The organism is Gynurincola endophyticus (genome assembly GCF_003991195.1).
In the GTDB taxonomy this organism is placed as follows: domain Bacteria; phylum Bacteroidota; class Bacteroidia; order Chitinophagales; family Chitinophagaceae; genus Gynurincola; species Gynurincola endophyticus.
This window is the reverse complement of sequence record NZ_RCWL01000002.1, coordinates 587702-610462: the sequence shown is the minus strand read 5'-3', so window position 1 is coordinate 610462 and position 22761 is coordinate 587702. Positions and strand designations below refer to the sequence as shown.

The 22761-nt window shown below is 38.4% G+C and carries 23 protein-coding genes; 16 read left to right on the top strand and 7 right to left on the bottom strand.

Going from position 1 to position 22761, the window contains the following annotated elements:
* Positions 1-91 precede the first annotated feature (91 nt).
* The 4 genes from D9O48_RS06600 to D9O48_RS06585 all read left to right on the top strand — a co-directional run bounded on the left by D9O48_RS06600 (position 92) and on the right by D9O48_RS06585 (position 6843).
* Positions 92-988: a hypothetical protein gene (locus tag D9O48_RS06600; RefSeq protein ID WP_126971850.1), complete on the top strand. Its 897-nt coding sequence runs from the start codon at positions 92-94 to the stop codon at positions 986-988.
* The gene (locus tag D9O48_RS06595) at positions 985-1890 is read left to right on the top strand and encodes a hypothetical protein (RefSeq protein ID WP_126971847.1); all 906 of its coding nucleotides are present in this window, start codon (positions 985-987) and stop codon (positions 1888-1890) included. The genes D9O48_RS06600 and D9O48_RS06595 overlap by 4 nt, the downstream gene beginning before the upstream one ends.
* A gap of 244 nt (positions 1891-2134) precedes the next feature.
* Positions 2135-3970, top strand: a complete 1836-nt coding sequence (locus tag D9O48_RS06590) for a sialate O-acetylesterase (RefSeq protein ID WP_158624836.1) — start codon at positions 2135-2137, stop codon at positions 3968-3970.
* Between the two features lie 65 nt (positions 3971-4035).
* Complete coding sequence (locus D9O48_RS06585) at positions 4036-6843, top strand: FAD-binding and (Fe-S)-binding domain-containing protein (protein ID WP_126971843.1); 2808 nt, start codon at positions 4036-4038, stop codon at positions 6841-6843.
* A gap of 5 nt (positions 6844-6848) precedes the next feature.
* On the opposite strand, the gene D9O48_RS06580 is transcribed toward D9O48_RS06585, so the two are convergent.
* Entirely contained in the window at positions 6849-7589 is a 741-nt protein-coding gene (locus D9O48_RS06580; RefSeq protein WP_126971841.1) for a M15 family metallopeptidase, read from the bottom strand.
* Positions 7590-7640: 51 nt separating this feature from the next.
* Between D9O48_RS06580 and D9O48_RS06575 the strand changes: the two genes are divergently transcribed.
* Positions 7641-9239: a L,D-transpeptidase family protein gene (locus D9O48_RS06575; RefSeq protein WP_126971839.1), complete on the top strand. Its 1599-nt coding sequence runs from the start codon at positions 7641-7643 to the stop codon at positions 9237-9239.
* Complete coding sequence (locus tag D9O48_RS06570; protein WP_126971837.1) at positions 9208-9675, top strand: septal ring lytic transglycosylase RlpA family protein; 468 nt, start codon at positions 9208-9210, stop codon at positions 9673-9675. The genes D9O48_RS06575 and D9O48_RS06570 overlap by 32 nt, the downstream gene beginning before the upstream one ends.
* Before the next feature lie 48 nt (positions 9676-9723).
* Here the strand turns inward: D9O48_RS06570 and D9O48_RS06565 are convergent, their stop codons facing one another.
* The 5 genes from D9O48_RS06565 to D9O48_RS06545 form a co-directional block, all read right to left on the bottom strand.
* The gene (locus tag D9O48_RS06565; protein WP_126971835.1) at positions 9724-10440 is read right to left on the bottom strand and encodes a pyridoxine 5'-phosphate synthase; all 717 of its coding nucleotides are present in this window, start codon (positions 10438-10440) and stop codon (positions 9724-9726) included.
* A 139-nt stretch (positions 10441-10579) separates the two neighbouring features.
* Positions 10580-10969, bottom strand: coding sequence for a hypothetical protein (locus tag D9O48_RS06560; protein ID WP_126971833.1), 390 nt, complete (start codon positions 10967-10969; stop codon positions 10580-10582).
* A gap of 145 nt (positions 10970-11114) precedes the next feature.
* Complete coding sequence (locus D9O48_RS06555) at positions 11115-13568, bottom strand: TonB-dependent receptor (RefSeq protein ID WP_126971831.1); 2454 nt, start codon at positions 13566-13568, stop codon at positions 11115-11117.
* A gap of 20 nt (positions 13569-13588) precedes the next feature.
* Positions 13589-14236 carry a ribulose-phosphate 3-epimerase gene (gene rpe, locus D9O48_RS06550; RefSeq protein ID WP_126971829.1) on the bottom strand — a complete coding sequence of 216 codons (648 nt, stop codon included), beginning with the start codon at positions 14234-14236 and terminating at the stop codon, positions 13589-13591.
* A 28-nt stretch (positions 14237-14264) separates the two neighbouring features.
* Positions 14265-15275: a tetratricopeptide repeat protein gene (locus tag D9O48_RS06545; RefSeq protein ID WP_126971828.1), complete on the bottom strand. Its 1011-nt coding sequence runs from the start codon at positions 15273-15275 to the stop codon at positions 14265-14267.
* Between the two features lie 103 nt (positions 15276-15378).
* Here D9O48_RS06545 and D9O48_RS06540 point away from each other — a divergent pair, with 103 nt between their 5' ends.
* From D9O48_RS06540 to D9O48_RS06530, 3 genes are all read left to right on the top strand, one after another.
* On the top strand, positions 15379-16476 hold the full coding sequence (locus D9O48_RS06540) for a TolB family protein (protein ID WP_126971826.1): 1098 nt from the start codon (positions 15379-15381) through the stop codon (positions 16474-16476).
* 90 nt (positions 16477-16566) lie between these two features.
* Complete coding sequence (locus tag D9O48_RS06535) at positions 16567-17034, top strand: hypothetical protein (protein ID WP_126971824.1); 468 nt, start codon at positions 16567-16569, stop codon at positions 17032-17034.
* Positions 17035-17235: 201 nt separating this feature from the next.
* Positions 17236-17655 carry a helix-turn-helix domain-containing protein gene (locus tag D9O48_RS06530; RefSeq protein ID WP_126971823.1) on the top strand — a complete coding sequence of 140 codons (420 nt, stop codon included), beginning with the start codon at positions 17236-17238 and terminating at the stop codon, positions 17653-17655.
* On the opposite strand, the gene D9O48_RS06525 is transcribed toward D9O48_RS06530, so the two are convergent.
* On the bottom strand, positions 17599-18093 hold the full coding sequence (locus tag D9O48_RS06525) for a metallophosphoesterase family protein (protein WP_126971821.1): 495 nt from the start codon (positions 18091-18093) through the stop codon (positions 17599-17601). The genes D9O48_RS06530 and D9O48_RS06525 overlap by 57 nt on opposite strands.
* A gap of 252 nt (positions 18094-18345) precedes the next feature.
* Here D9O48_RS06525 and D9O48_RS06520 point away from each other — a divergent pair, with 252 nt between their 5' ends.
* The 7 genes from D9O48_RS06520 to rpsK all read left to right on the top strand — a co-directional run bounded on the left by D9O48_RS06520 (position 18346) and on the right by rpsK (position 22653).
* Positions 18346-19506: a homogentisate 1,2-dioxygenase gene (locus D9O48_RS06520; protein WP_126971819.1), complete on the top strand. Its 1161-nt coding sequence runs from the start codon at positions 18346-18348 to the stop codon at positions 19504-19506.
* Between the two features lie 190 nt (positions 19507-19696).
* A complete protein-coding gene (locus tag D9O48_RS06515; protein WP_126971817.1) occupies positions 19697-20686 on the top strand; it encodes an aldo/keto reductase in 990 nt (329 codons plus the stop codon).
* A gap of 75 nt (positions 20687-20761) precedes the next feature.
* Positions 20762-21160 (top strand): hypothetical protein, encoded by a 399-nt coding sequence (locus D9O48_RS06510; RefSeq protein WP_233589195.1) that lies wholly within the window; start codon positions 20762-20764, stop codon positions 21158-21160.
* A 124-nt stretch (positions 21161-21284) separates the two neighbouring features.
* Positions 21285-21503 (top strand): translation initiation factor IF-1, encoded by a 219-nt coding sequence (gene infA, locus D9O48_RS06505; RefSeq protein WP_126971815.1) that lies wholly within the window; start codon positions 21285-21287, stop codon positions 21501-21503.
* A 34-nt stretch (positions 21504-21537) separates the two neighbouring features.
* On the top strand, positions 21538-21654 hold the full coding sequence (ykgO, locus tag D9O48_RS06500) for a type B 50S ribosomal protein L36 (protein WP_010519235.1): 117 nt from the start codon (positions 21538-21540) through the stop codon (positions 21652-21654).
* Positions 21655-21696: 42 nt separating this feature from the next.
* The gene (gene rpsM / locus D9O48_RS06495; RefSeq protein ID WP_126971813.1) at positions 21697-22077 is read left to right on the top strand and encodes a 30S ribosomal protein S13; all 381 of its coding nucleotides are present in this window, start codon (positions 21697-21699) and stop codon (positions 22075-22077) included.
* 168 nt (positions 22078-22245) lie between these two features.
* On the top strand, positions 22246-22653 hold the full coding sequence (rpsK, locus tag D9O48_RS06490) for a 30S ribosomal protein S11 (protein ID WP_126971811.1): 408 nt from the start codon (positions 22246-22248) through the stop codon (positions 22651-22653).
* The last annotated feature ends 108 nt before the right edge of the window (positions 22654-22761 follow it).

The following is a 22761-nucleotide window of genomic DNA, read 5'->3' as shown; positions in this document are numbered from 1 at the left end:
ATGAAGGAAGTCCCACACACTCTTAATGAAGAATTGTTTTACTTAATAATAAAACTTCCTAAATTGAGTTTAGTTATAAAGCTGTTACAGTATGAAGCGTATTATAGCATTTTTTTTCTTACTACCTATATCTAACCATTTGTTGGGGCAATTAAATGAAACAGACTCTACCATCACTCTTCCTTTTCCCTGGAAAGAAAATGATCAGGTACAATATATTATATACAAGAAAAATGAACTCATAGATACCCATAACGATACTCTGTTGTTGGACGAACAAACCTTCTATGTAAGGCTGACCTTATTTCATCAGGAGGACACACTTAACTATTTTGCATGGGATTTATTCGTTTTGAATAAGATAAAATATGAATCAGGTGACTCTACACCCATCGATTACCTGTATACACTACCGTATGTTACAAATCTTAAAGGAAGTTTTCTGAGTTACATAGAACCATTAGATAGTATAATGTTGAAATTTGAAAAATATAGACCCTATGTATTCATGAAACAACTGCAGAGTAATGGAAGTTTAATAGACCAACCCATAAAACTTACAGAATGGTATAAAACAGGAATATTATCAAATGAATTGTTTATTGTACACAATTTTTATGGTACTGAATATATTCTAAATAAAAAATCAAGCAAAATTTCTTTGGGATTTACTCCTTGGCTTATTGCTTTCTATAATTATGATCATGACTTTGAAGCGTATATACAGCAAGATGGTAGTATTCTTTTTCAAACCAGCTATAAAAAGAATATGAAGGTTCCTGTTAGAAAAAGAACAAATAATTTATTATCGGCAAAAGATAGAAAACGTGATTACAAATATGCAATGCAGGTAAAGGATTTTATTTCAGGTAAGTATATATATTATCCAAATGGCTTGCTTGAAAGTTTTCGAATTGAAAATGTTTTAGAGAATGGGAACTTTAAAATAAAAAATACTATTGTAACTGAATTAAGAACTGATATATGAAACTAAAAATAATATTTTTAGTACTGCTCGGTAGCTTTCTGAAAGAGAAGGTGTCAGCGCAAATTAGCGTTCCGGATTCTATGATAAATGTAGTGCCGGCATGGAGTTTAAATGATACTGTTTATTACAGCAAAGAATTAAACTTCTGGCAAATAATGGGTAAAGATACTATAGCCAATAGATCTGAATCATACCTTATAAGAGTTGTTTTTTTAGGGCAAACCGATAGTAGTTATGAGGTAGAATGGAGCTATTTTCTGGTAATGGACTCTTTAAAGAATGATTCTTTGGAGTATTATTATGAGCCTTTATATACTTTAAATTATTATATGGATTCATTGGGGGTTTTCGTTGATGCAGATGTAATGGATCTGAATTTAAAGCAGATGATATTAATGCAAGCAACTCAACGTATAAATGGAAATACGAGCGTTGATTTTTTAAAAAATGGTGATAATTATAGCAATACCAACTCTGTACGGAATACAATGTTTGAAGATATTATGGAGTATCATAGATATTTTGGATACATGTATACTGCTAACGATACAATAGTATGTGATATGTATGATATTCAGCCAACTAAAAATATATTAAAAGGATTTGACCGGTTTTGGGTGAGTAAAATGGATACTACACATTTTTATTCAATTGTGTCTGAAGAGAAAATATTTCAATCATATCTGAAAAAAGCTTATGATGAAGAATTAAATAATTCTAATTATACTCTCAAAGAAAGAGCCCAGTTAAGTAAATTGATGTCTAACCTGAATGGAGTAATTAAGCGTGAGTGGATTTTTCATGAGACAGGCTGGCTGATTTCAGGCTTTTATCGTAAAGAAGTTGTAAGTAATCACATGAGTATGATTCATGATATAAAACTTTCTTATGTTACACAATAGTTAGCAGGATGTGTTTTTTTAACCTGATATAATATCATTTTAGCTATATTCTATTCAATAGATACGATTACATTTTTTTTATACTATCTTACAGTAATAAAAATAGATAACTGTTTTTTATTGATAAACACCTCTACTTTATTGCTTTATGAAAATAATATCAATACTAATATTACTGCTTTCACATACTTTATACATCACCGCTCAAGTTAAAATCAGCCCTCTCTTCTCGAAACATATGGTTTTGCAACAGAAAAAACCTATTGCCATATGGGGACATTCATCACCTGCTACACCTGTTCAAATCAGTTTTCTGAATAAAACTTATACCATTACTGCCAATAATGAAGGCGAATGGAAAACCTTTCTTGATCCGGCAACTGCCGGAGGGCCGCATACATTGATCATTAAGGATAATAAAAATACGCTACAGATAGACAGTGTGATGATCGGTGAAGTATGGGTGGCTTCCGGTCAGTCGAATATGGAATGGAGTGTTAAAGATTCTAAGGATCCGGAACATAATACCACTATTAAAAATCCACTTATTCGTTTATTTCAGGTACCAAAACTGACTTCCACTGAACCGGTTCAGGAATTGGAAGGCGGACAATGGCAGCTTACCACACCTGAATCAATTACACCTTTTTCTGCAGTGGCATTCCACTTTGCCAACTACCTGGCAAACGAATTAAAAATACCAGTAGGAATTATTCATGGTTCATGGGGTGCAACCAATGCAGAAGCCTGGACCTCACGCAAAACACTTCTGGAAAACAATCACTTTATAAACGAATTAAAGGCGATTCCTGACAATAGAGCTGATTGGGAGAAGTACTTGCAGGAAAGCTATAAAAAAGAGCGCGAAAGGGCTCAGATACGTGATACGGCAACGGTAGGCGTTAAGTCAGGCGTACAGCATCTGCAGTACGACGATTCTCAATGGACAAAAATGGATTATCCGGTGGATGCCGGTAAAATATACAATCATGCGCATTTCGGATTTATGTGGTTCAGAAACACTTTTGAACTCCATTCAACGGTTTCTGCGAAAACCCTGAAATTATCCTTTCCAAGAATGCAGGCACAGATTGTTGATTTTTATCTGGATGGTCAGCATGTAGCACAGCAACGTGATCTGTGGGATAGCGTTACAATTACTTTGCCCGCTAAGTCGATCAAAAAAGGAAAACACCTATTAGCTATTCGCATCTACAACGAATGGTCGCAACATAAAATCGGTAAATCTAAAACACCGGGCGTGCAGTTGCTGGATGAAAAAAATCTGGTTAAAATGACTTTGCCTGCTACCTGGTTGTATAACGACAAAGTAGAACCGGAAGTAGCCCAGTGGCAAAACTGGTATACACAACCAACTGTGTTGTATAATGCAATGATCTATCCCTTACAGCAATATTCTATCAATGGATTTATATGGTATCAGGGAGAATCGAATGCTTACCAGGAATATGCTTATACAACAGTGTTGAACAGGATGATTCAAGACTGGAGAAATCATTTCGAACAGGGTGACCTGCCGTTTTATATCGTTCAGCTGGCAAATTATATGGAAACCACTGATCTGCCTGATGAAGGCGGATGGGCGAAAATACGTGAAGCTCAATTACAGGCTTTAAAACTTACCAATACAGGCCTGGCTGTAATATTAGATGTTGGAGAGGCTGATGACATTCATCCGAAAGATAAACAAACCGTAGGGGAGCGACTGGCAAAATGGGCTTTGGCAAAACAGTATCAAAAGAATATTGTTTATTCAGGACCCATTTACGATTACTGTACAATCGAAGGAAATGCCATTCGTATCCACTTTAAACCTTCTGCCGCAGCATTGCAGTTAAAAAAGAATGATAGACCGTCTTTTATCATAGCAGGTGAGGATAAGAAGTTTTATTGGACGAATGACGTTACCATCGATGGTAATACTTTGCTGGTTCGTGCTGCTGAAGTGCCGCAACCGCGTGCGGTAAGATATGCCTGGGCGAACAACCCCGCAGCTATTCTCTTTAATACAGCAAATCTTCCGGCTTCTTCGTTCAGAACAGATAATTGGAAAGAATAATTACAGTATATCTGAAAAAATAAATAGATTTTTGCAGTAGCGAATTACTTGAAATAATCAGTGTTATGACGATAGAACAAGCGCTGCTGCAAATTCTTCCTGCGAATCAGATAAAAACCAGATTCATTGACCTGATTGCTTATGCATCGGATGCCGGCTTTTATCATCTGGTTCCTAAAGCTGTAGTACAACCGAAAAGTGAGTTGGAAATCATCCGGCTTTTTGAAGTTGCCCGTCAATTGAAACTGCCTGTTGTTTTCAGAACAGGCGGAACCAGTCTTTCCGGACAATCGATTACAGATGGTATATTAGTAGATCTGAGCCGGTATTGGAATAAAATTTATATCCATCCCAATGGAAGCGCCGTTACTGTTCAGCCCGGAATTACCGGCGGCATGGTGAACGCTTATTTAGCCGGTTATCAGAAAAAAATCGGACCCGACCCCAGTTCTATTGCAGCCGCTATGATCGGAGGTATTATCTCGAACAATAGTTCAGGGATGTGTTGTGGCGTAACATTTAACAGTTATCATACTACACAGTCAATCAGGTTTATTCTACCTTCAGGAAATACATTTAACACAGCAACAGCTACTGATTATAGCAGATTTGAAAAGGAGGAGAAAGTGCTTACCGAAACGTTAAGCAATCTGAGAAGAGAAATCACAAACGACTCCATTCTCTATAATAAGATACGAAAAAAATACCAGACTAAAAATACCGTCGGCTATTCACTCAACGCTTTTATTGATTTTGAGCACCCTATGGATATTTTCGCTCATTTATTGGTAGGAGCGGAAGGTACACTCGCTTTTATAGCGGAAGCTACCATGACGACCATTCCCGAACCCGCCTATAAAGCAACTGCATTACTTTTTTTCGAAAATATTTATGACGCCTGTAACGCCATCGTTCCACTCAATAACAGCGATGCTAAAATGGTTGAGCTGATGGACAGAGCTTCTTTACGCTCTATCGAAAATAAACAGGGAATGTTGCCGGTGATTAAAACATTACCAGCTGCAGCCAGCGCATTGCTAATTGAATTTCAGGAAGAAACTGAAAGTGCATTAACAAGCCGCGTCAATAGTTTTTTAAGTCAGTCAGATTCACTAAAACTATTAAACGCTCCCGTATTTACTACTGACGCCGGAGAACGGGCATTATTGTGGGAAGTGAGAAAAGGGCTTTTTCCTGCTGTAGGAGCAGTTCGTAAAAGCGGCACTACCGTCGTATTAGAAGATATTGCATTTCCTGTTCACCTGTTGGGTGATGCTATAATCGATTTACAGGTACTATTTGACAAATATGAATACCACAATGCCATCATTTTCGGACACGCTAAGGATGGTAATATACACTTTGTAGTAACCCAGTCTTTTAATACTACCGGAGAAATTTCAAGATATGAAGCTTTTATGAATGAGGTGGTGCAACTCATTGTGAAAAAATACGACGGAACAATTAAAGCCGAGCACGGAACCGGTAGAAATATGGCTCCGTTTGTAGAGGCAGAGTGGGGCGGTAAAGCCTACGAGATCATGAAAACCATAAAAGCGGTAACAGATCCGTTGAACTTACTGAACCCCGGCGTTATCATTAATAGTGATGCTAAAGCACATTTGAAAAATCTTAAATCTCTTCCGACCGTTGAACACGAGGTGGATACCTGCATAGAATGCGGTTATTGCGAACCTGTTTGTCCTTCAAAAGACCTTACACTAACGCCCCGCAGAAGAATTGTTGTAAGAAGAGCCCTGGCTAAAATGCCGGCTCGCTCGAAAGAACACCGGTTGTTGCTGGATCAATATCAATATGACGGACTTGATACCTGTGCAGTAGATGGTATGTGTGCTACTAATTGTCCGGTTAATATAAACACCGGCGACCTGGTAAAACGTTTAAGAAGTGAACAGCATGGTATATTCAGCAAGAAAACGGCTTCGTTTATTGCGGGTAATTTTAAAATGACGGAGTGGATAGTAAGAGCGGCTTTAAAAACAGCAAAGGCATTTGAAGTATTACTGGGAAAAAAAGCAGTGATGAATGTTACAAAAGGAATCAGAAAATTGATACCTCAGTTTCCTCAGTGGAATGAATACATGTCAGCACCACCTCCGGTACCGGTTGAAAAAAAATATACAGGCGAAAAAGTATTTGTTTACTTTCCTGCCTGTATTTCAAGAACAATGGGTGGAGGTGTCAATAACAAACCTTCTTTAATACAAACGGTTGAAAAGGTTGCAGCAAAAGCCGGCTATCAGATAAAGTACGGTGAAAATATAATGGGATCCTGCTGCGGACAGATTTTTAGTTCGAAAGGGTTTAATGATGCTTATCAACAAATGGCGCATGATTTTATTGACAGGTTGTGGAAGGTAAGTGAGGAGGGGAATATTCCGGTAGTGATTGATGTAAGCTCTTGTGTGTATACTGTAAAGAATATGCGCAGTAAGTTGTCAGCAGAATATCAATTGAAGTATGATCAATTAAAAATATACGATGTAATACAGTTTGTAGAAAAGTATCTGTTAGCTTCTCTACCGGTAAGTAAAAAGAAAAATCTGGTGGTGTTGCATCCGGTTTGTTCTATCCAAAAAATGGGTTTAACCGGAAGTATGGTGAAAGTAGCCCGGCACTTTGCTGAAGAAGTGGTAGTTCCTAAGCATTTGAATTGTTGTGGAATGGCTGGTGATCGTGGATTCTTATTTCCGGAACTGACAGCTTCTGCCACAACTAAAGAAGCAGAAGAAGTAAACTCATGTAATTACGAAGGGTATTATTCTTCTACAAAAACCTGCGAAATAGCCATGTCAGAAAGTACGGGGCATCCTTATGAACATCTGTTGTATTTAATACAGGAGAGTATATGATTTTATTACTTCGAATACTTTTTTTGAATAGCATAAAGAGTATTAAAATCAATATCCAAAACAGGATAAACAGTAGTCGTTTGCCATACGTAATGCCACCATTCTGTGGCAATTGGTTTAAAACCGAATTGTTCCAGTGTATTTTTTAAGAGTAATCTGTTTTGCAGTACACTTTCCGGCAAATTGCTGAATGAATGATGAGCCGTATCTGAAAAATGATCAAAATCAGTACCCATATCTACCAGACGGTTTAACTTTCTATCCCACAGTGTTAGGTCAACAGCCAGGCCTCTGTTGTGCATTGATCCTTTTGTAGGACGTGCTACATAATCTTCATTTTGTATCAGTTCCCAAAAACGAATCGTAATGCTATATGGCCGGTAGGCATCAAAAATTACCAGATCATATCCCAGGCTATCAAAAACCTCAGCGGCTTTAACTAAACCATTTAATGCCGGTAGTGCAAGAAACGAATACCGCGTATCGGAGGGATACAAAACCATTCCGGTAAAATTGTTATTGCCGGCATAACGCAGATCATATCTTACTGTTGGTAGTAACGAACGAATATCCGTTAGTAAAAGCGCTGGATCTGCCTTTACTGACGAATCGTAATAATACCGGGTATCGACATAAAATACGCCGTATTTACTCTCTTTTAACTGAGCAAAAACTGTATTATCTTTGAAAAGGAAAGAAATCGTTAAACAGAAAAAAATAAACTTAGGAGATAAGGTTAAATTCATATTAATTCATTAACTTAATCACTAAAGTTACAAATAAATCGTTTGAGAAGCATGCGAATAACTTCCTTACTTGTTTCTCTGTGTTTGATTTTTTGCTGGAGCTGTAATAATGAACCGGCTCCCCTTCAAAAAGAAGAAATCAACTATACAGCTGATACAAAAAAATCATTGTCAGTACTTCTGAAAAGTGCTTCTCTGCAGTCAACCGTTGACAGTGCATTGATACAGGCGTATACTGATAATGATTATTTACCTTTCTGGATGGACAATGGTAAATCAACTTTTCTCGGCGATCAGCTTTACCAATTTATTGAGAATAGTAGTTACTTCGGACTCTTCCCTAATGATTACCATTATGATAGTTTAAAAAAAATGACTACTGCCACAGCTGATGAATGGGCTACGAAAGATTATCTTTTAACACACTCTTTGTTTGCTATGGCAAAGGATATTCATTGGGGACGTATTCCTTTGGATACAGTGAATTTAAGAGCTGATACACTTGCCGGTACCGGATTTTATCTGGATATTTTAAAACATACTCAGCAAAGAAAAAATATTACTCAGACAATGAGTGAGCTGGAACCGGCCTATATCGGTTACAGAGAATTAAAACAAGCACTCAGGCAATTTTTAGATTCGGTCGGTAATATCGGTAATTATGAATACCTCGAATATCCTGTTAAAGATACTTTGCAGTTTTATGATCAGTTACGAAAAAGACTTATTCAGGAACGCGTAATTCATGCAAGTGTAAATACAGTTACTTTCGATGAATGGATACCACTGATTACAGTGTATCAATATAGAAACGGCCTGGAAGCTAACGGAAAACTATCCCGCAAAATGATTCAGCTGCTGAATGATACTAATTGGGAGAAATTTATTAAAGTTGCAATTACGCTCGATAAAATGAAGCAATTGCCAACGGTGATGCCTAAGTCTTATTTGATGGTAAATATACCTTCATTTGAAATGAAAGTATATGAAGAAGATACATTGTCATTCAGGTCGAGAACAATTGTAGGGTTACCTGCTACCAGAACGCCGGTTTTAAATTCGGGGTTAACCAATTATATTACTTATCCGCAATGGACCGTTCCTTACAGTATTGTATTTGGTGAAATGATTCCGAAAATTATTAAAGATCCGGGTTACCTGGAGAAAGAAAGACTCATGGTAATGGATTGGTCGGATAATGTAGTTTCTCCGGATTCTATCGATTGGAAAAAAGCCAATCGCTCAAATTTTCCATATGTTATAAGACAAAAGGAGGGGGATGAAAACTCCTTAGGAATTATGAAGTTTAATTTTCCTAATAAATTTGCAGTATATCTGCATGACACAAATGCCCGCTGGTTGTTTTCAAGAAGTGACCGGGCGTTGAGCCATGGTTGTATTCGTGTACAGGAGTTTCGAAAATTAGCTTCCTTCTTATTAAAGGAGCAAACAAAAGTGAAGATGGATAGCGTCGAAACATGGCTGGCAAAACAAACCAAAAAAGTAGTAAGCGGATTTCCACGTTTACCTTTATATATTCGTTACTACAGTTGTGAAGGAGTTGAGGGAAAAATCAGGTTTTATAATGATCTTTACGGAGATGACAAACTTTTAAGGAATGAATACTTCTCTAAGAAAATGTCTCACTAAAGCCGCAATACTTTTTTTGTTCAGCTGCCTGTGTATACAAATATTACAGGCCCAGCAGAAAGTAGACAGTATCAGCCTGGGCGGTAGTAAAAAAGTAGCTGCCGTTCAAACTGGAATAGCCAGCTTTTACCACGATAAATTTGAAGGCCGGAAAACAGCTAACGGAAGCATTTTTACACAATCAAAAATGACGGCTGCCAGTAATAAATATCCCCTTAATAGTTGGGTGAAAGTGATTAATCTTTCCAATAAGAGGGAGATCTATGTAAAAATAACTGACCGTATGCATCCCAAGAATACAAGATTGATCGATTTAACTACAACGGCTGCACGGCAATTACGGTTTATGACCAGAGGACTCGTAAAAGTGCGGGTGGAGTATATGGGTAAAAAAGAACCGCTGTTATCAGAAAAGAAAGAAGACCAGCAAAAGTAATTCAACATAAGTGAAATAATAAAAGCTACCTATTGGTAGCTTTTATTATTATTGTAACTGTCTTTTATAAAGTTGAATGGTATTTTCAAAACCGAGATAGATTGCATCACAAATTAAGGCGTGACCGATGGATACTTCTGCCAGTTCGGGAATATTTTTGGCAAAATAAGCCAGGTTTTCCAGATCCAGGTCATGACCGGCATTTATCCCTAAGCCGAGTTTCTGCGCAACTGCTGCTGCTTTTACATAAGGTGCTACTGCTTTTTTAGGATCTTTTACAAAGTTGCTGGCATATGCTTCGGTATACAACTCAATTCTGTCAGTTCCTGTATCTAATGCGCCTCTTACCATTTCCGGATCAGGATCTACAAAGATGGAAACACGTATACCCGCCTCTTTGAAAATAGCAATGGTATCTTTAAGGTATTTCTGATGCTGAATGGTATCCCAACCATGATCTGAAGTCAATTGCCCCTCTGCATCAGGAACGAGTGTTACCTGATCGGGCTTTACTTCCAGCACCAGATCAATAAATTTCTGCTCCCTGCAATTGCCTTCAATATTATATTCTGTTGTAATAATCGGTTTGATACCCCGTGCATCTGAATAACGTATATGGCGCTCATCAGGACGTGGGTGCACCGTTACCCCATCAGCTCCGAAAAGCTGTACATCTATTGCTGCTTTTATTACATCAGGATTGTTACCGCCTCTCGAATTTCTAAGTGTGGCGATCTTGTTAATATTAACACTCAGCTTTGTCATACTCAAAATTATCAATCTTTTTTTAGTTGAGTATGAAAAAAAGTAAATACTTACTACTGAGCATTATATGGATAACTAAAAGAGACTGCTCTTAAATAAGGCAGTCTCTTTCTTGCTCGGATCAAAAATGTGTTTTCTACTAAGAAGATTTTTGAAGTTGTGTGTTGTAAATCACAAAACCATCATTATCGATAATATCAAGGCGGTAAGTGCCGATTGACAATTGTGTGGTTTCTGATAATGTGGTAATGTTGGCTCCTTTAATAACATACCAACCGAACATCCTTTCTATCTTTCCTTCTGCGTTTAAGAGGCGCACAATCAAGTGCCGACTTTGTTTACAGGTAATTTCAATGGTAATGGTGTACATCGAAGGGGTGGTACGGATACTAACTCCGGAAATAAGCGCCATATTGAAATTAATGTCACCGTCTTTCAGAACGTCGTCTTTCTCAGCATTTAAAATTTTGAATAATTTTTCATGAATCGATTGACTTGTTGCGTCAGTAAATTGTTGTCCAGATACCATAATATCGATTTTAGTCTGATAATGCCAAATAAATGCCAATTCAATTAAATGTTTGACATTCAATTAATTAATGATTTTTGCTAGTGGGGTGTTTTCCCTTTTTGGGAGTGTGAAAATCGAATTGGGAAGAAGTCCTGTTTTTGGACTAAAATTTTGCTATAATCTTGAAGTTGATCAGACGCGGTGTTAACCGGTTGGGTAAAGCATAATTTGCGTTATTAAAGTCTTTAATAAACTGATAGGCAATCACATTGTCTCTGTCTATCAGATTAAAGATTTCAACAGTAGCCCAAACGTTGTTGAAACCATTGAGTGGATGGTAACTACGGATATTTTTTCGTTGGTTACTGAATAGCAAAGTGCTGAATCCTATATCCACACGAATATAAGGATCTATTTTTAATGCATTACGATATTTTATACTATTGGGAATAGAATAGGGTAGATTGCTACCGTATAAAATATTCAGGTAAACTTTGATGTTTTCATTTTTAGCCAGATAGTCCTGAATGAACATGCCCAGTGTAATCAGCCGGTCAGTTGGTCTTCTCATCCAGCCTCTGTTCATTAAGGTACTGTCAACAACCTGTGACTGGTCATTGAGTGTATAGTTGTAGTACTGATCGTTCTGAAGTTTTTCGCGGGCACCCATTACACCTAAGCTGATCCAGCTTTCTGCTCCTTTTACTAATTCACCGAATAACCTTGTTTCTACTCCCCAGGCGTAGGCTTTTGAATCATTTTCACCGGAATAGCGGATACGTACATTGTCTATTTCATAGCTGACAGCATCCCGGATATTTTTGTAATATACTTCTGTTGACCATCTGAACGGAAGATTTTTAATGTGAAACTGGTAGTCAAATCCTGCTAAAGCCTGCCAGCTCTTTTGTGCCTTCAGATGGGTATTTACAGAACCGTCAGGTCTTCTCATTTCTCTGTAAAAAGGAGGTTGATGATAGAGGCCGGCGGCAAATTTCCAAACGATATCTTTTTTTGCTTCAGGATTATTGTATGAAATATTAACTCTCGGGCTAACGAGCCATTCATTATTGAGGTCGTTATATTGAGCACGTACACCGGGTTGGAAGATCCAGGCCTGCCCTTTTCCTATGATCCATTTATCGGTAATAAATCCACTCCAACGGTTGATCTGAACATTTGCATTCGTTTGTATAAAACGCGACATTCCGGGTACTTCTAATGCAGGAATATGATAACCTGCCGAATCCTGATACTCCCACTCATAAAGCTGATCGTTCAGCTGCTGACGGTCATAAGCGATTCCCCAGTCAACAACATGATTATTTAAGCGGCTGCTTCCTTTGTGCGAAATATTCAACACATTTACATCGAGCGAGTTTCGGGCAAACTGGTGGTACCTGCCGGCGCCCTGCGGTTCGTCAATAATTCCACCCTGTTGTAAGTCTCTTTCTCCTATTAAATAATCTCCTTTGATATCATATCGTTCAGACTCATTATTGTTGAAATAACTTACCAGCCATTTTAACTGCGTATGTGTATTCGGTTGATACAACCATGACAAACCCGCCATTCGGGTGGTATACTGGTCTTTCTCACGGCCTTCAAAGAAAATATTCACTCCTACATTAGCGGATACAAAAGGTGAAAATACATTGCTGGACAGTTGAGAATATCTTGGAATAAATGAAAATCGGGTGGTGGAATAATTGCCCAGAAAATCGAGTTGATTTTTGGTATTGATGCGGTAAGTGAGATAAGCCTGCAGATCGCCGGAAGAAGGTACATAATTACCAACCGTTTCCTGTGATTTCAATAAATTTTGATTGGTTCTGTTACGGGCTCCGATCGAATAGGTCAGTTTTTGATTCTTTGATGCATTTTCAATATGAATTCCCTGTTCCAGTAAGCTCACATAAGCTGTTCCGCCGAATGTTTTCGGTTTTTTGTAAGAAACATCTAAAACCGAACTCATTTTATCATTGTACTTTGCACTGAATCCTCCATTATAAAAACGTACGTCATTAACCATGTCAGGATTGATAAAACTAAGTCCTTCCTGTTGTCCGCTTCGAACCAGATAAGGGCGATATACTTCAAAATCGTTTACATAAACAAGGTTTTCATCATAGTTACCGCCTCTTACGGTGTATTGAGAACTCAGTTCATTATTACTGCCTACGAATATTTTGATTAAGCTTTCAATGCCGCCGATAGGAGAAGGGTTGAGTCTTGTTTTATCGGCCGATAGTTGAATAACGCCTGCCTCTAACCGCGCATTTTGGGCAGTTACTACAGCTGTATCCAGCAGGGTTGTTTTTTCGGTGAGATAAAAATTAAAGAAATAATGCGGTGCTTCCTGAAGCTGTATAACCTGTATCAGATCGTGAAAACCAATATATGAAATTTGTAAAGTATAAGTTTGGCGCGAAGGTAATGTTAACCGGAATTTACCGTTTACACCGGCATCAGTTGCAGAAGCAGTGTTTAAAACCTTAACGGATGCATTTTGTAAAGGAATACCGCTTTTTGAAAAAACAGTACCCTCTACCACGACTTTTTGTGCAGTAGTTACCAGATGGAAACAGCAGCAAATACAAAATAAGATATACCTCAAAGGAATTGGTTTTGTCTGAATTAAATCACACGTTTTAATTGTGCGATTGTTGCTTTAGGGTCGGCAGAATTAAATACGGTACTACCGGCTACCAAAACATCTGCTCCGGCCTGTGCTAAAGCAGGTGCATTTTCTACTGTTACGCCGCCATCCACCTCAATTAAGGTAGAAAGCCCTTTTAATCGGATTAAGCTTTTTAAGGCGTGAACTTTTTCCAGCGTATGCGGAATAAAGTGCTGACCACCGAAGCCGGGATTCACACTCATGATCAATACCATATCAATATCATGAATAATATCTACGAGAGATTGAACAGGTGTGTGCGGATTGAGTGCAACGCCTGCTTTCATGCCCAATCCTTTAATTTGCTGAATATTTCTGTGTAAGTGTTTACAGGCTTCATAGTGTACCGTTAAAATATCAGCCCCTGCTTTTTGAAAAGCTGCTGCATACTTCTCGGGTTCTTCAATCATTAAGTGTACGTCACAAATCTTATCAGTAGCTTTTCTGATTTGTTCAATCACGGGAAGGCCATAAGAAATGTTGGGAACAAAACGTCCGTCCATCACATCCAGGTGAAACCATTCAGCTTCACTCTCATTCAACATTGAACAGGCTTTTCCTAATTCTAAAAAGTTAGCGGCCAATAATGAAGGTGCGACGATCATCTTTCTGATTTTTTCGAAAGTTATGAATTTATAATTTTTTTAAAGAATCTAATCTGGAAGAGGCTTCATGAAAGTCTTTGTCTAACAAAAGCGTTTGCTCATACATTGCTTTTGCATTATCCAGGTTTCCCAGTGCTTCTTCGGTTCTTCCTAACCAATAGTACGAATCCGGTGCCTGCTGAGCCACTTCAATACATTGAGTATATACGGCTTTTGCCTCTTTATATTTTCCTTCTTTGAAAAAAAGATAACCTTTATCAAGATAAGCATCTACAAATTTCCAATCACTTTTGATACTTTCATCAAAACATTTGATTGCCAGTTCACGCTGACCTTTGTCGGCGTAGTAGGTTCCTTTCAGGTAAGAAGCCTGCGGAATGGAGTTCGGCGGATTATTTCTGATAATTTCGTTGCACAATGTAATTACTTTCGGATTTAACTGATAGGCATATAATTCTGCGAGGTCGAGCCCGATGAAATTAGCCGGCTGTAAAGCATAGGCTTTTTCCAGATTGTATATAGCATCCGGAACATTTCTGTTTTTGGCAAATGTTCTGCCCAGTTCGTAATACCATTCGTATTGTTCGGGATCCTGTTTAATTAATTCATTATAAATATTGATAGCCTCGTGTATATAATCAACCTGTACCAGTACTTCAGCCATTTTTGCTTTAAAAGCAGGCTGTTCGGGAAACTTATCAATGGCCTGGGTTAATACTTCAATCGCTTTATTACTTTGATTGGTTACAATCAGATTAGTCACGAACTGCCAGGTATTGGATTCAGTAGGGTTCAGCTCCCACACTTTTTCCCAATCTCTGTTGGCCAGCTCATGTTCATTATTTTGAGTGAGTAAAATTGCACGTTTATAGTACAATCCGGCATTGTCTGGCTGAATGGTAAGACTATCCGTTAATGTATTATATGGCGGTTGTTGCAAAATTGCAGGAACAGACGATGATCCGTTATTGTTTTCGTCTCCGCAACCCCATAAACCAGTTGATGCTACAAAAGCAATCCAAAAAAATTTCCCGTTCATTTTTCAAATCTACATATTTTGTAGTTCTATTATTGCATAATTTTGGTAAACCTATCTTAATAAGAGCTTAAATTTGAACTAAAAAATAAACCAAACAACAGACATGAAGAAGAATTTAATGTTTTTGGCGGGAGTTGCTGCCATTACACTTTCAGTGGGATGTAACGACGCCGCGGCTCCGGAAACTGTAGATCATTCTGACACCCTGCGTTATCCGGAGGAAAAAAACTTCAAAAACATTCAACAGCTGACATTTGGCGGTGATAATGCGGAAGGATATTTCAGTTACGATGGTAAAATGATCGTGTTTCAAAGAACAGCTCCGAAAGACGGTATAGCGTGCGATCAGATATTTGTGGGAGAAGTTCCTGAATATGGAAAACCTTTTAACTATAAAATGGTTTCAACGGGTAAAGGAAGAACAACCTGCGCCTTTTTTACAAAAGATAATCAGCATGTTATATATGCATCTACCCATTTGGCAGGTGAAGCCTGTCCACCGGCTGTGGATCGTGAAAAATATGGTAACAGGTATATCTGGCCTTTATACAGTGGATATGATATCTTCATGGCTGACTTGGATGGTAAAATCGTAAAACAGTTAACCAATAGTGAGGGGTATGATGCGGAAGCAACCTTGTCTCCCGACGGTAAACTGATGGTATATACATCTGTGAAAAACGGAGACCTTGATTTGTATGTAATGAATCTGGAAACGGGTGAGGAAAAGCAGGTAACGACCGAATTGGGATATGATGGCGGTGCATGGTTCAGTCCTGACGGTACCAAATTATTATGGAGAGCTTCGCGTCCTGCTACTGCTGAAGAAATAAAAGAGTATAAAGAATTATTGGCTGAAGGATTGGTAGCGCCGACCAACATGGAAGTATTTGTATCGGATATAGATGGTAAGAACCAGCAACAGATTACAAAATTAGGAAAAGCGAACTGGGCTCCGAATTATATGCCTGATAGCAAAAGAATCATTTTTGCATCGAATCACGAATATGAAAGAGGTTTTCCTTTTAATATTTATACGATGAACGGAGACGGCAGTAATTTGCAAAAGATCAGCAGAGATAAAGGTTTTGATGCATTTCCGATGTTTAGTTATGATGGAAAAAAGATTGCATTTTCGTCGAACAGAAATAATGGCGGAACAAGAGATACGAACTTGTTTATTGCAGATTGGGTAGAATAGTTAAAAACTTTAATCTGTGAAACTGGGAAATATAGGGGGCTTGTTGTAGATTTGAACATTCTCAATATTTTTTGACAAAAAAATGATATTATGCAAACAGGCTTGATTCATTTGCACAATGTATTAAGATGGGTGATTCTGATCTTATTAGTGGTAGCAGTATTGCGTCACTTAATGGGGATGATGAAAAAAGCACCTGTTACAACCGGCGACAAAAAAGTAGTTAAGTTTTTAATGATTTCAACACACACCAACTTATTGGTAGGATTAGTGCTGTACTTTATCGGTAACTGGGGTGTGAAAAGTTTTAGTACCTTAGGAATGGGAGGTGTTATGAAAAATGCTTATGCCCGTTTCTTTGCAGTAGAACACCTTATCGGAATGTTGATTGCTGTTGTATTGATTACAATTGCCAACGCAAAAGTAAAACGTGCTAAAGGAAGTGCTATTCATAAAACAGCCTTCTTGTTGTTAATCATTGCATTAATAGTCATTTTAGCTTCAATTCCATGGCCTTTCAGAGGTGAAATAGCCAGACCATTATTCCCTGGAATGTAAGATTGAATTTTAAATAGAAAAAGGTGGCCCGTTCGGTGCCACCTTTTTTATTGGCTGCATTTTAGCAGACCCTTCACTATTGCAATCGGGAAATTAATTTACCTTCTGGCTGTATAAATAAGTATTTATAACAGATCTAAATGCTTATAATTTGGAAAAGGGGGGAGGTGTGTGGTACCTTAGTTTTCTAAATCAATACTTATGGGTTGGGACTTACCTTTTGTAAATATTGAATTATACAAGCGCCATGAAAAAGTAGTGCTGGCCGGTCAATTTATGCAGATTATCCAGGAGCGGATGCGATTAATTCCGATGGGCAGAACTGAATTGGCTGAAAAGTTAGGTATTACACCGAACTATTTATCATCTTTATTATCAGGGAAGCGGGTTCCTACACTCGAGTTGCTGGCGGGTTTTCAGTTTGTATTAAGAATCCGGTTTTCAGTAACGCTCAATGGAACGGTTAATTTTAGTAATGTAGTTAATCACGGGCAACAGGATATCAGGGAGGAGCGTGCTGAAGAGTTGTTTGAGCCTTACTTTCTGAAAGTGGCTTACAGTGAATTAGCGGGCGCCCAACTCAATGACTTCACAGTCAAAGAGGCGTTCGCCGTCTATTGATAAACGTACCAATGTGCGCACTTTATGCCACCCTTGTTTGCCTGCAGCACCGGGGTTAATATGCAGGCAACGAAGCGGTTCATCAAACATGATCTTTAGAATATGGGAATGGCCATCAATAAAAAGTTGGGGTTGCTCTTGCTGAAGTAAAGGTTTTACACGGGCATTGTATTTAGGCGGATAACCTCCGATATGCGTCATTAATACTTTCACCTGCTCACAGGTGAAAATCAGGTTTTCAGGAAATTCATTTCTGATTTTCTGGTTATCAATATTACCATAAACACCTTTCAGTGGTTTGAATTGTGCTAACTCTTTGATGAGTTCCATTGAACCAAAGTCACCGGCATGCCAGATTTCATCTACTTCTTTAAAATAGGTGAATACTTGCGGATCTAAATAACTATGTGTATCTGAAATAATGCCGATGCGCGTCATGTGTAAATAAAAGTTTGATCCGGCCTAAAGGTAAATGCTAAAATTCGAAAAAAAATTGTATATTAGTGGAAAGGAATTCTTATGCCTTTTTTCAGAAACTTCACTTATTGGATTGATAAACGCAACTGGAAGTACTATTTCCTGATGCTGTCTCTTGATTGTGCCCGATCGTTCTGATTATTATGTCTTACTTCCGGTAGTCTGTAACTACCCTGTTTCCTATTATCATTGACTATATTATAAATTGTTGCTATGCCATATTATGTTCAAAGAGGAAAAATTCCTCCTAAACGTCATACCCAGTTCAGAAAAGAAGACGGGCAATTATATGCCGAACAACTTTTCTCGACGGAGGGTTTTTCTAACGATTATACTTTATTATACCATACACATCCTCCTACACAAATCATTTCAGCAGAAGATCCGGTGGAGGTGAGTCCGAAAGTGGCAGAAGAAAAAATGCTGAAACATAGAAGTTTTGAAGGGTTTAAGGTGCAACCGGAGAAAGATTATCTGGAAAGCAGAATTCCCGTATTGGTCAACAACGATTGCCATATCGTACTGGCAGCTCCGCAGGAGAGTATGAAAGATTATTTCTTCAAAAATGCTGATGCAGATGAGATGATTTTTGTACATGAAGGAAAGGGTAAGCTGAAAACTATGTACGGTACACTTAGTTTCGGATATGGTGATTATCTGATAGTACCGCGTGGTACTATTTATCAGATGGAGTTTGAGTCAGCAGAAAACAGGCTCTTTATCGTTGAATCTTTTAGTCCGATTCATTTTCCGAAAAGATATCTGAGTAAGTACGGGCAATTGATGGAGCATGCGCCGTTTTGTGAACGCGATTTGCGCGTGCCTGACCAGTTAGAAACGCACGATGAGCGGGGTGATTTTCTCGTAAGGTGTAAAAAGAAAGGAATGTTGTACGGATTGCATTACGGAACTCATCCTTTTGATGTGGTAGGCTGGGATGGTTGTTGTTATCCGTATGCCTTTAGTATTCATGACTTCGAGCCGATCACCGGAAGAGTACATCAGCCGCCACCGGTGCACCAGACGTTTGAAGCAAATAACTTTGTAGTTTGTTCGTTTGTACCGCGGCTATATGACTACCACCCGCTGGCTGTTCCGGCACCCTATAATCACAGTAATATCGATAGCGATGAAGTATTGTATTATGTTGACGGTGATTTTATGAGCAGAAAACATGTTACAAAAGGGATGATCACTTTGCATCCGGGAGGTATTCCACATGGTCCGCACCCCGGAACTGTTGAAAAAAGCATCGGTGCTAAAGAAACAAAAGAGTTGGCGGTAATGGTAGATACATTTCATCCATTACAATTAACAACAGCGGCGTTGTTGATTGAAAATCCTGATTATACTACCAGCTGGATGGAAAAATAGAAACAGCATTATTCACTTTTGTGATTAAAATAACAGAGGTTGCTTTAAACATTAGGGCAGCCTTTTGTGTTTTTGTAAGGCATGAAAATTTTATATGCAGCAACCTGAAGAAGGTGGTGTGCAGAAATCACATTTTATATAATTTTAGCCTACAATAAATATCAATAAGTATATTAAATTAAACCGGTATATGGAAAAAGTAAAAATAGGAAGCACCGATGTTGAAGCATCGGTTATCACTTTCGGAGCCTGGGCAATCGGCGGATGGATGTGGGGTGGTGCAGATAGAAAAGAAGCGGTAAAAGCAATACAATCTGCTTACGATGCCGGTATGACCAGTATTGATACGGCACCGATTTACGGACAGGGAACGAGTGAAGAAATAGTAGGTGAGGCCATTGCTGATATTCCAAGAGATCAGGTACAGCTGCTTACTAAGTTCGGTATGCGGTGGGATAGAGTAGGTGGAGACTTTGCGATGAACAGTAAAGATAATTCCGGCAAAGCGATCGATATTTATAAATGGTGTTCTAAAGAAAGCATCATTGAAGAATGTGAAGCCAGCTTAAAGCGGTTAAAAACCGATTATATTGACCTGTACCAACAGCACTGGCCCGAAACGGTAACACCCATCAATGAAATTATGGAGGCAATGGAAATTTTATTGCAGCAAGGTAAAATTCGTGCAGCAGGGGTGTGTAATTATAATAAGGCATTGATGGAGGAAGCGAACAAAACACTTCATCTGGCTTCTAATCAGGTGGAATACAGTATGATAAACAGAGGAATAGAGAACGAATTGGTTCCCTATTGCATTAAGGAGCGACAATCGATTATTGCATACAGTCCTTTACAAAGAGGGTTACTAACCGGTAAAATAAAGCCTGGTCATCATTTTGGCGAAGGTGATACCCGCAGTACAAACAGGTTTTACACGCAGGATAATATACTGAAAGTAAATGAATTTTTGACGGCTATTCAACCTTTGGCTGATTCCAGAGGGGTGAAAATTGGTCAGTTAGCATTGGCGTGGGCATTAGCGCAAAAAGGGATTACAGTTTTATTGGCGGGAGCAAGGAATGCAGAACAGGCGTTGGAAAATGCAAAAGCTACTGAAATTCAACTGGCTCCGGAAGAACTGTCGCATATCCGCACCAAACTTGAACAATATGGATTATAAATGAAGTTGTTAAAAAGGGCAGGTTTCTAGGAAAATTGCACAAAAATGACGATCTTAATAGAAACTTGCCAAATTATGATAAAGCTTTCTTCCTTAAAACCAAGCAACCTGGTTTACTTGAATCGTGATGGTGAAAGATTAGTGGCGACAGTAACAGACACCTATAATGATGGTGCGAAAGAAGTATGTTTATTAGTAGGAGAAGTAGAGGCCTGGTATAGCCCTGAAGATCTGACACCCATTGCTTTAGATGAAGAACAGTTGCTGCGTTTAGGATTTGAGCGGGAAGTGGTACCGGAAGGAGTGAAGTATAAGAAAGGGCCTTTCAGAGTTTTGTTGAGAGAGCCTGGCAATTTTTCTAAGTTTGAAATGTGGTATCGTGAGGATAGAAGATTGATTAACATGCCGATGTACGTGCATGAATTTCAGAATCATTATATCCAAATGACAAAAATAGAGTTGAATCCTGCATAAAAAATACTTACCTTTGCCCGAAATTTAGCGTTTGGTAGGAAGTTTTTCAACTTTCTGGAATTTTTTTTGCGATAATTTTGTTATTAAGCATTAGAATTCTTATCTTTGCGCTCCTTTAAAGAATATGGGCAAACAACCTTTAATTAAACAAGACGGAGTAATAACAGAAGCCTTATCCAATGCAATGTTTAAGGTGAAGTTAGAGAATGGACATGAAATTTTAGCCACTATCTCTGGGAAGATGCGTATGCACTACATTCGTATTTTACCTGGTGATAAGGTAGGGGTTGAAATGAGCCCTTATGATTTATCTAGAGGTAGAATCATTTTTAGATATAAATAACAGACTGCTGAACGCAGTATAAAACAATCATGTTATGAAAGTTAGAGCATCCATCAAAAAGCGTAGCGCCGATTGTAAGATCGTGAGAAGAAAGGGTCGCTTATATGTGATTAACAAAAAGAATCCTCGATTTAAGCAACGTCAAGGATAATTGCTGTAAGAAAATATAAACTAGAAACAACAATTTGATATTATGGCTCGTATTGCCGGTGTTGATTTACCAAAGAATAAAAGAGGAGAAATCGGTCTTACCTACATTTATGGTATTGGCCGCACTACTGCTCAGTATATCCTGACCCAAGCGGGTATTGGCTTCGATAAGAAAGTGAACCAGTGGAATGATGACGAATTGAATGCAATTCGTACGATCATTACGAACGAGTTCAAAGTTGAAGGTCAATTACGTTCTGAAGTTCAGATGAGCATCAAACGCTTGTTGGATATCGCTTGTTACCGTGGATTACGTCACCGTAAAGGTTTACCTGTTCGTGGTCAACGTACACGTACGAACAGTCGTACCAGAAAAGGTAAGCGTAAAACTGTGGCTGGTAAAAAGAAAGCAACTAAGAAATAGTGCTAAAGCGATAGCGGGTCAGGAGTCTGTATATAGGCTTCTGATTTTCTATTCTAGAGACTTACAGACAGAGAGTCAATACCAGATAGCTTCGTAAGTCAGCAGGAGGATTGATTCGAACCGGAAGTAATTCCGGTAGTGATAAACTTTAAAAGATTACCTTTTACAATGGCAAAAGCTCAAAAAGGGCAGAGTGCAAAGGCAGCTGCTAAAAAAAGAATTGTAAAAGTTGACGCTTACGGTGATGCTCATATCTCAGCAAGCTTCAACAACTTAATTATCAGCATTACGAACAAACATGGCCAGGTAATTTCCTGGAGTTCAGCTGGTAAAATGGGATTCAGAGGTTCTAAAAAGAATACTCCGTATGCCGCTCAGATGGCTTCAGCAGATGCTTCTAAAACAGCATTCGACGCTGGTGTTAAAAAAGTAGATGTTTACGTTAAAGGTCCTGGTGCCGGTCGTGAGAGTGCGATTCGTGGTTTGGCTCAGAACGGAATCGAAGTAGTAATGATTAAAGACGTAACTCCTCTGCCACACAATGGCTGTCGTCCTCCAAAGAAAAGAAGAGTGTAGTAATAAACTTATTGAGACGTATCTTACAGGGTACGTCTCAATATTATTTTAAGTATATATTTTTTAACAGGGTGCCCGATTAATTTTTAAGATTTTTAAGGATCGGGT

Bases quoted from the DNA above. Each gene is read 5' to 3' on its own strand.
- D9O48_RS06600 (WP_126971850.1), top strand. From the start codon at position 92: ATGAAGCGTATTATAGCATTTTTTTTCTTACTACCTATATCTAACCAT.
- D9O48_RS06575 (WP_126971839.1), top strand. From the start codon at position 7,641: ATGCGAATAACTTCCTTACTTGTTTCTCTGTGTTTGATTTTTTGCTGG.
- D9O48_RS06520 (WP_126971819.1), top strand. From the start codon at position 18,346: ATGCCATATTATGTTCAAAGAGGAAAAATTCCTCCTAAACGTCATACC.
- D9O48_RS06580 (WP_126971841.1), bottom strand. From the start codon at position 7,589: ATGAATTTAACCTTATCTCCTAAGTTTATTTTTTTCTGTTTAACGATT.
- D9O48_RS06530 (WP_126971823.1), top strand. From the start codon at position 17,236: ATGGGTTGGGACTTACCTTTTGTAAATATTGAATTATACAAGCGCCAT.
- D9O48_RS06570 (WP_126971837.1), top strand. From the start codon at position 9,208: ATGAATACTTCTCTAAGAAAATGTCTCACTAAAGCCGCAATACTTTTT.
- D9O48_RS06595 (WP_126971847.1), top strand. From the start codon at position 985: ATGAAACTAAAAATAATATTTTTAGTACTGCTCGGTAGCTTTCTGAAA.
- rpsM (WP_126971813.1), top strand. From the start codon at position 21,697: ATGGCTCGTATTGCCGGTGTTGATTTACCAAAGAATAAAAGAGGAGAA.
- infA (WP_126971815.1), top strand. From the start codon at position 21,285: ATGGGCAAACAACCTTTAATTAAACAAGACGGAGTAATAACAGAAGCC.
- D9O48_RS06565 (WP_126971835.1), bottom strand. From the start codon at position 10,440: ATGACAAAGCTGAGTGTTAATATTAACAAGATCGCCACACTTAGAAAT.
- D9O48_RS06525 (WP_126971821.1), bottom strand. From the start codon at position 18,093: ATGACGCGCATCGGCATTATTTCAGATACACATAGTTATTTAGATCCG.
- ykgO (WP_010519235.1), top strand. From the start codon at position 21,538: ATGAAAGTTAGAGCATCCATCAAAAAGCGTAGCGCCGATTGTAAGATC.
- rpe (WP_126971829.1), bottom strand. From the start codon at position 14,236: ATGATCGTCGCACCTTCATTATTGGCCGCTAACTTTTTAGAATTAGGA.
- D9O48_RS06515 (WP_126971817.1), top strand. From the start codon at position 19,697: ATGGAAAAAGTAAAAATAGGAAGCACCGATGTTGAAGCATCGGTTATC.
- rpsK (WP_126971811.1), top strand. From the start codon at position 22,246: ATGGCAAAAGCTCAAAAAGGGCAGAGTGCAAAGGCAGCTGCTAAAAAA.
- D9O48_RS06545 (WP_126971828.1), bottom strand. From the start codon at position 15,275: ATGAACGGGAAATTTTTTTGGATTGCTTTTGTAGCATCAACTGGTTTA.
- D9O48_RS06560 (WP_126971833.1), bottom strand. From the start codon at position 10,969: ATGGTATCTGGACAACAATTTACTGACGCAACAAGTCAATCGATTCAT.
- D9O48_RS06510 (WP_233589195.1), top strand. From the start codon at position 20,762: ATGATAAAGCTTTCTTCCTTAAAACCAAGCAACCTGGTTTACTTGAAT.
- D9O48_RS06540 (WP_126971826.1), top strand. From the start codon at position 15,379: ATGAAGAAGAATTTAATGTTTTTGGCGGGAGTTGCTGCCATTACACTT.
- D9O48_RS06535 (WP_126971824.1), top strand. From the start codon at position 16,567: ATGCAAACAGGCTTGATTCATTTGCACAATGTATTAAGATGGGTGATT.
- D9O48_RS06585 (WP_126971843.1), top strand. From the start codon at position 4,036: ATGACGATAGAACAAGCGCTGCTGCAAATTCTTCCTGCGAATCAGATA.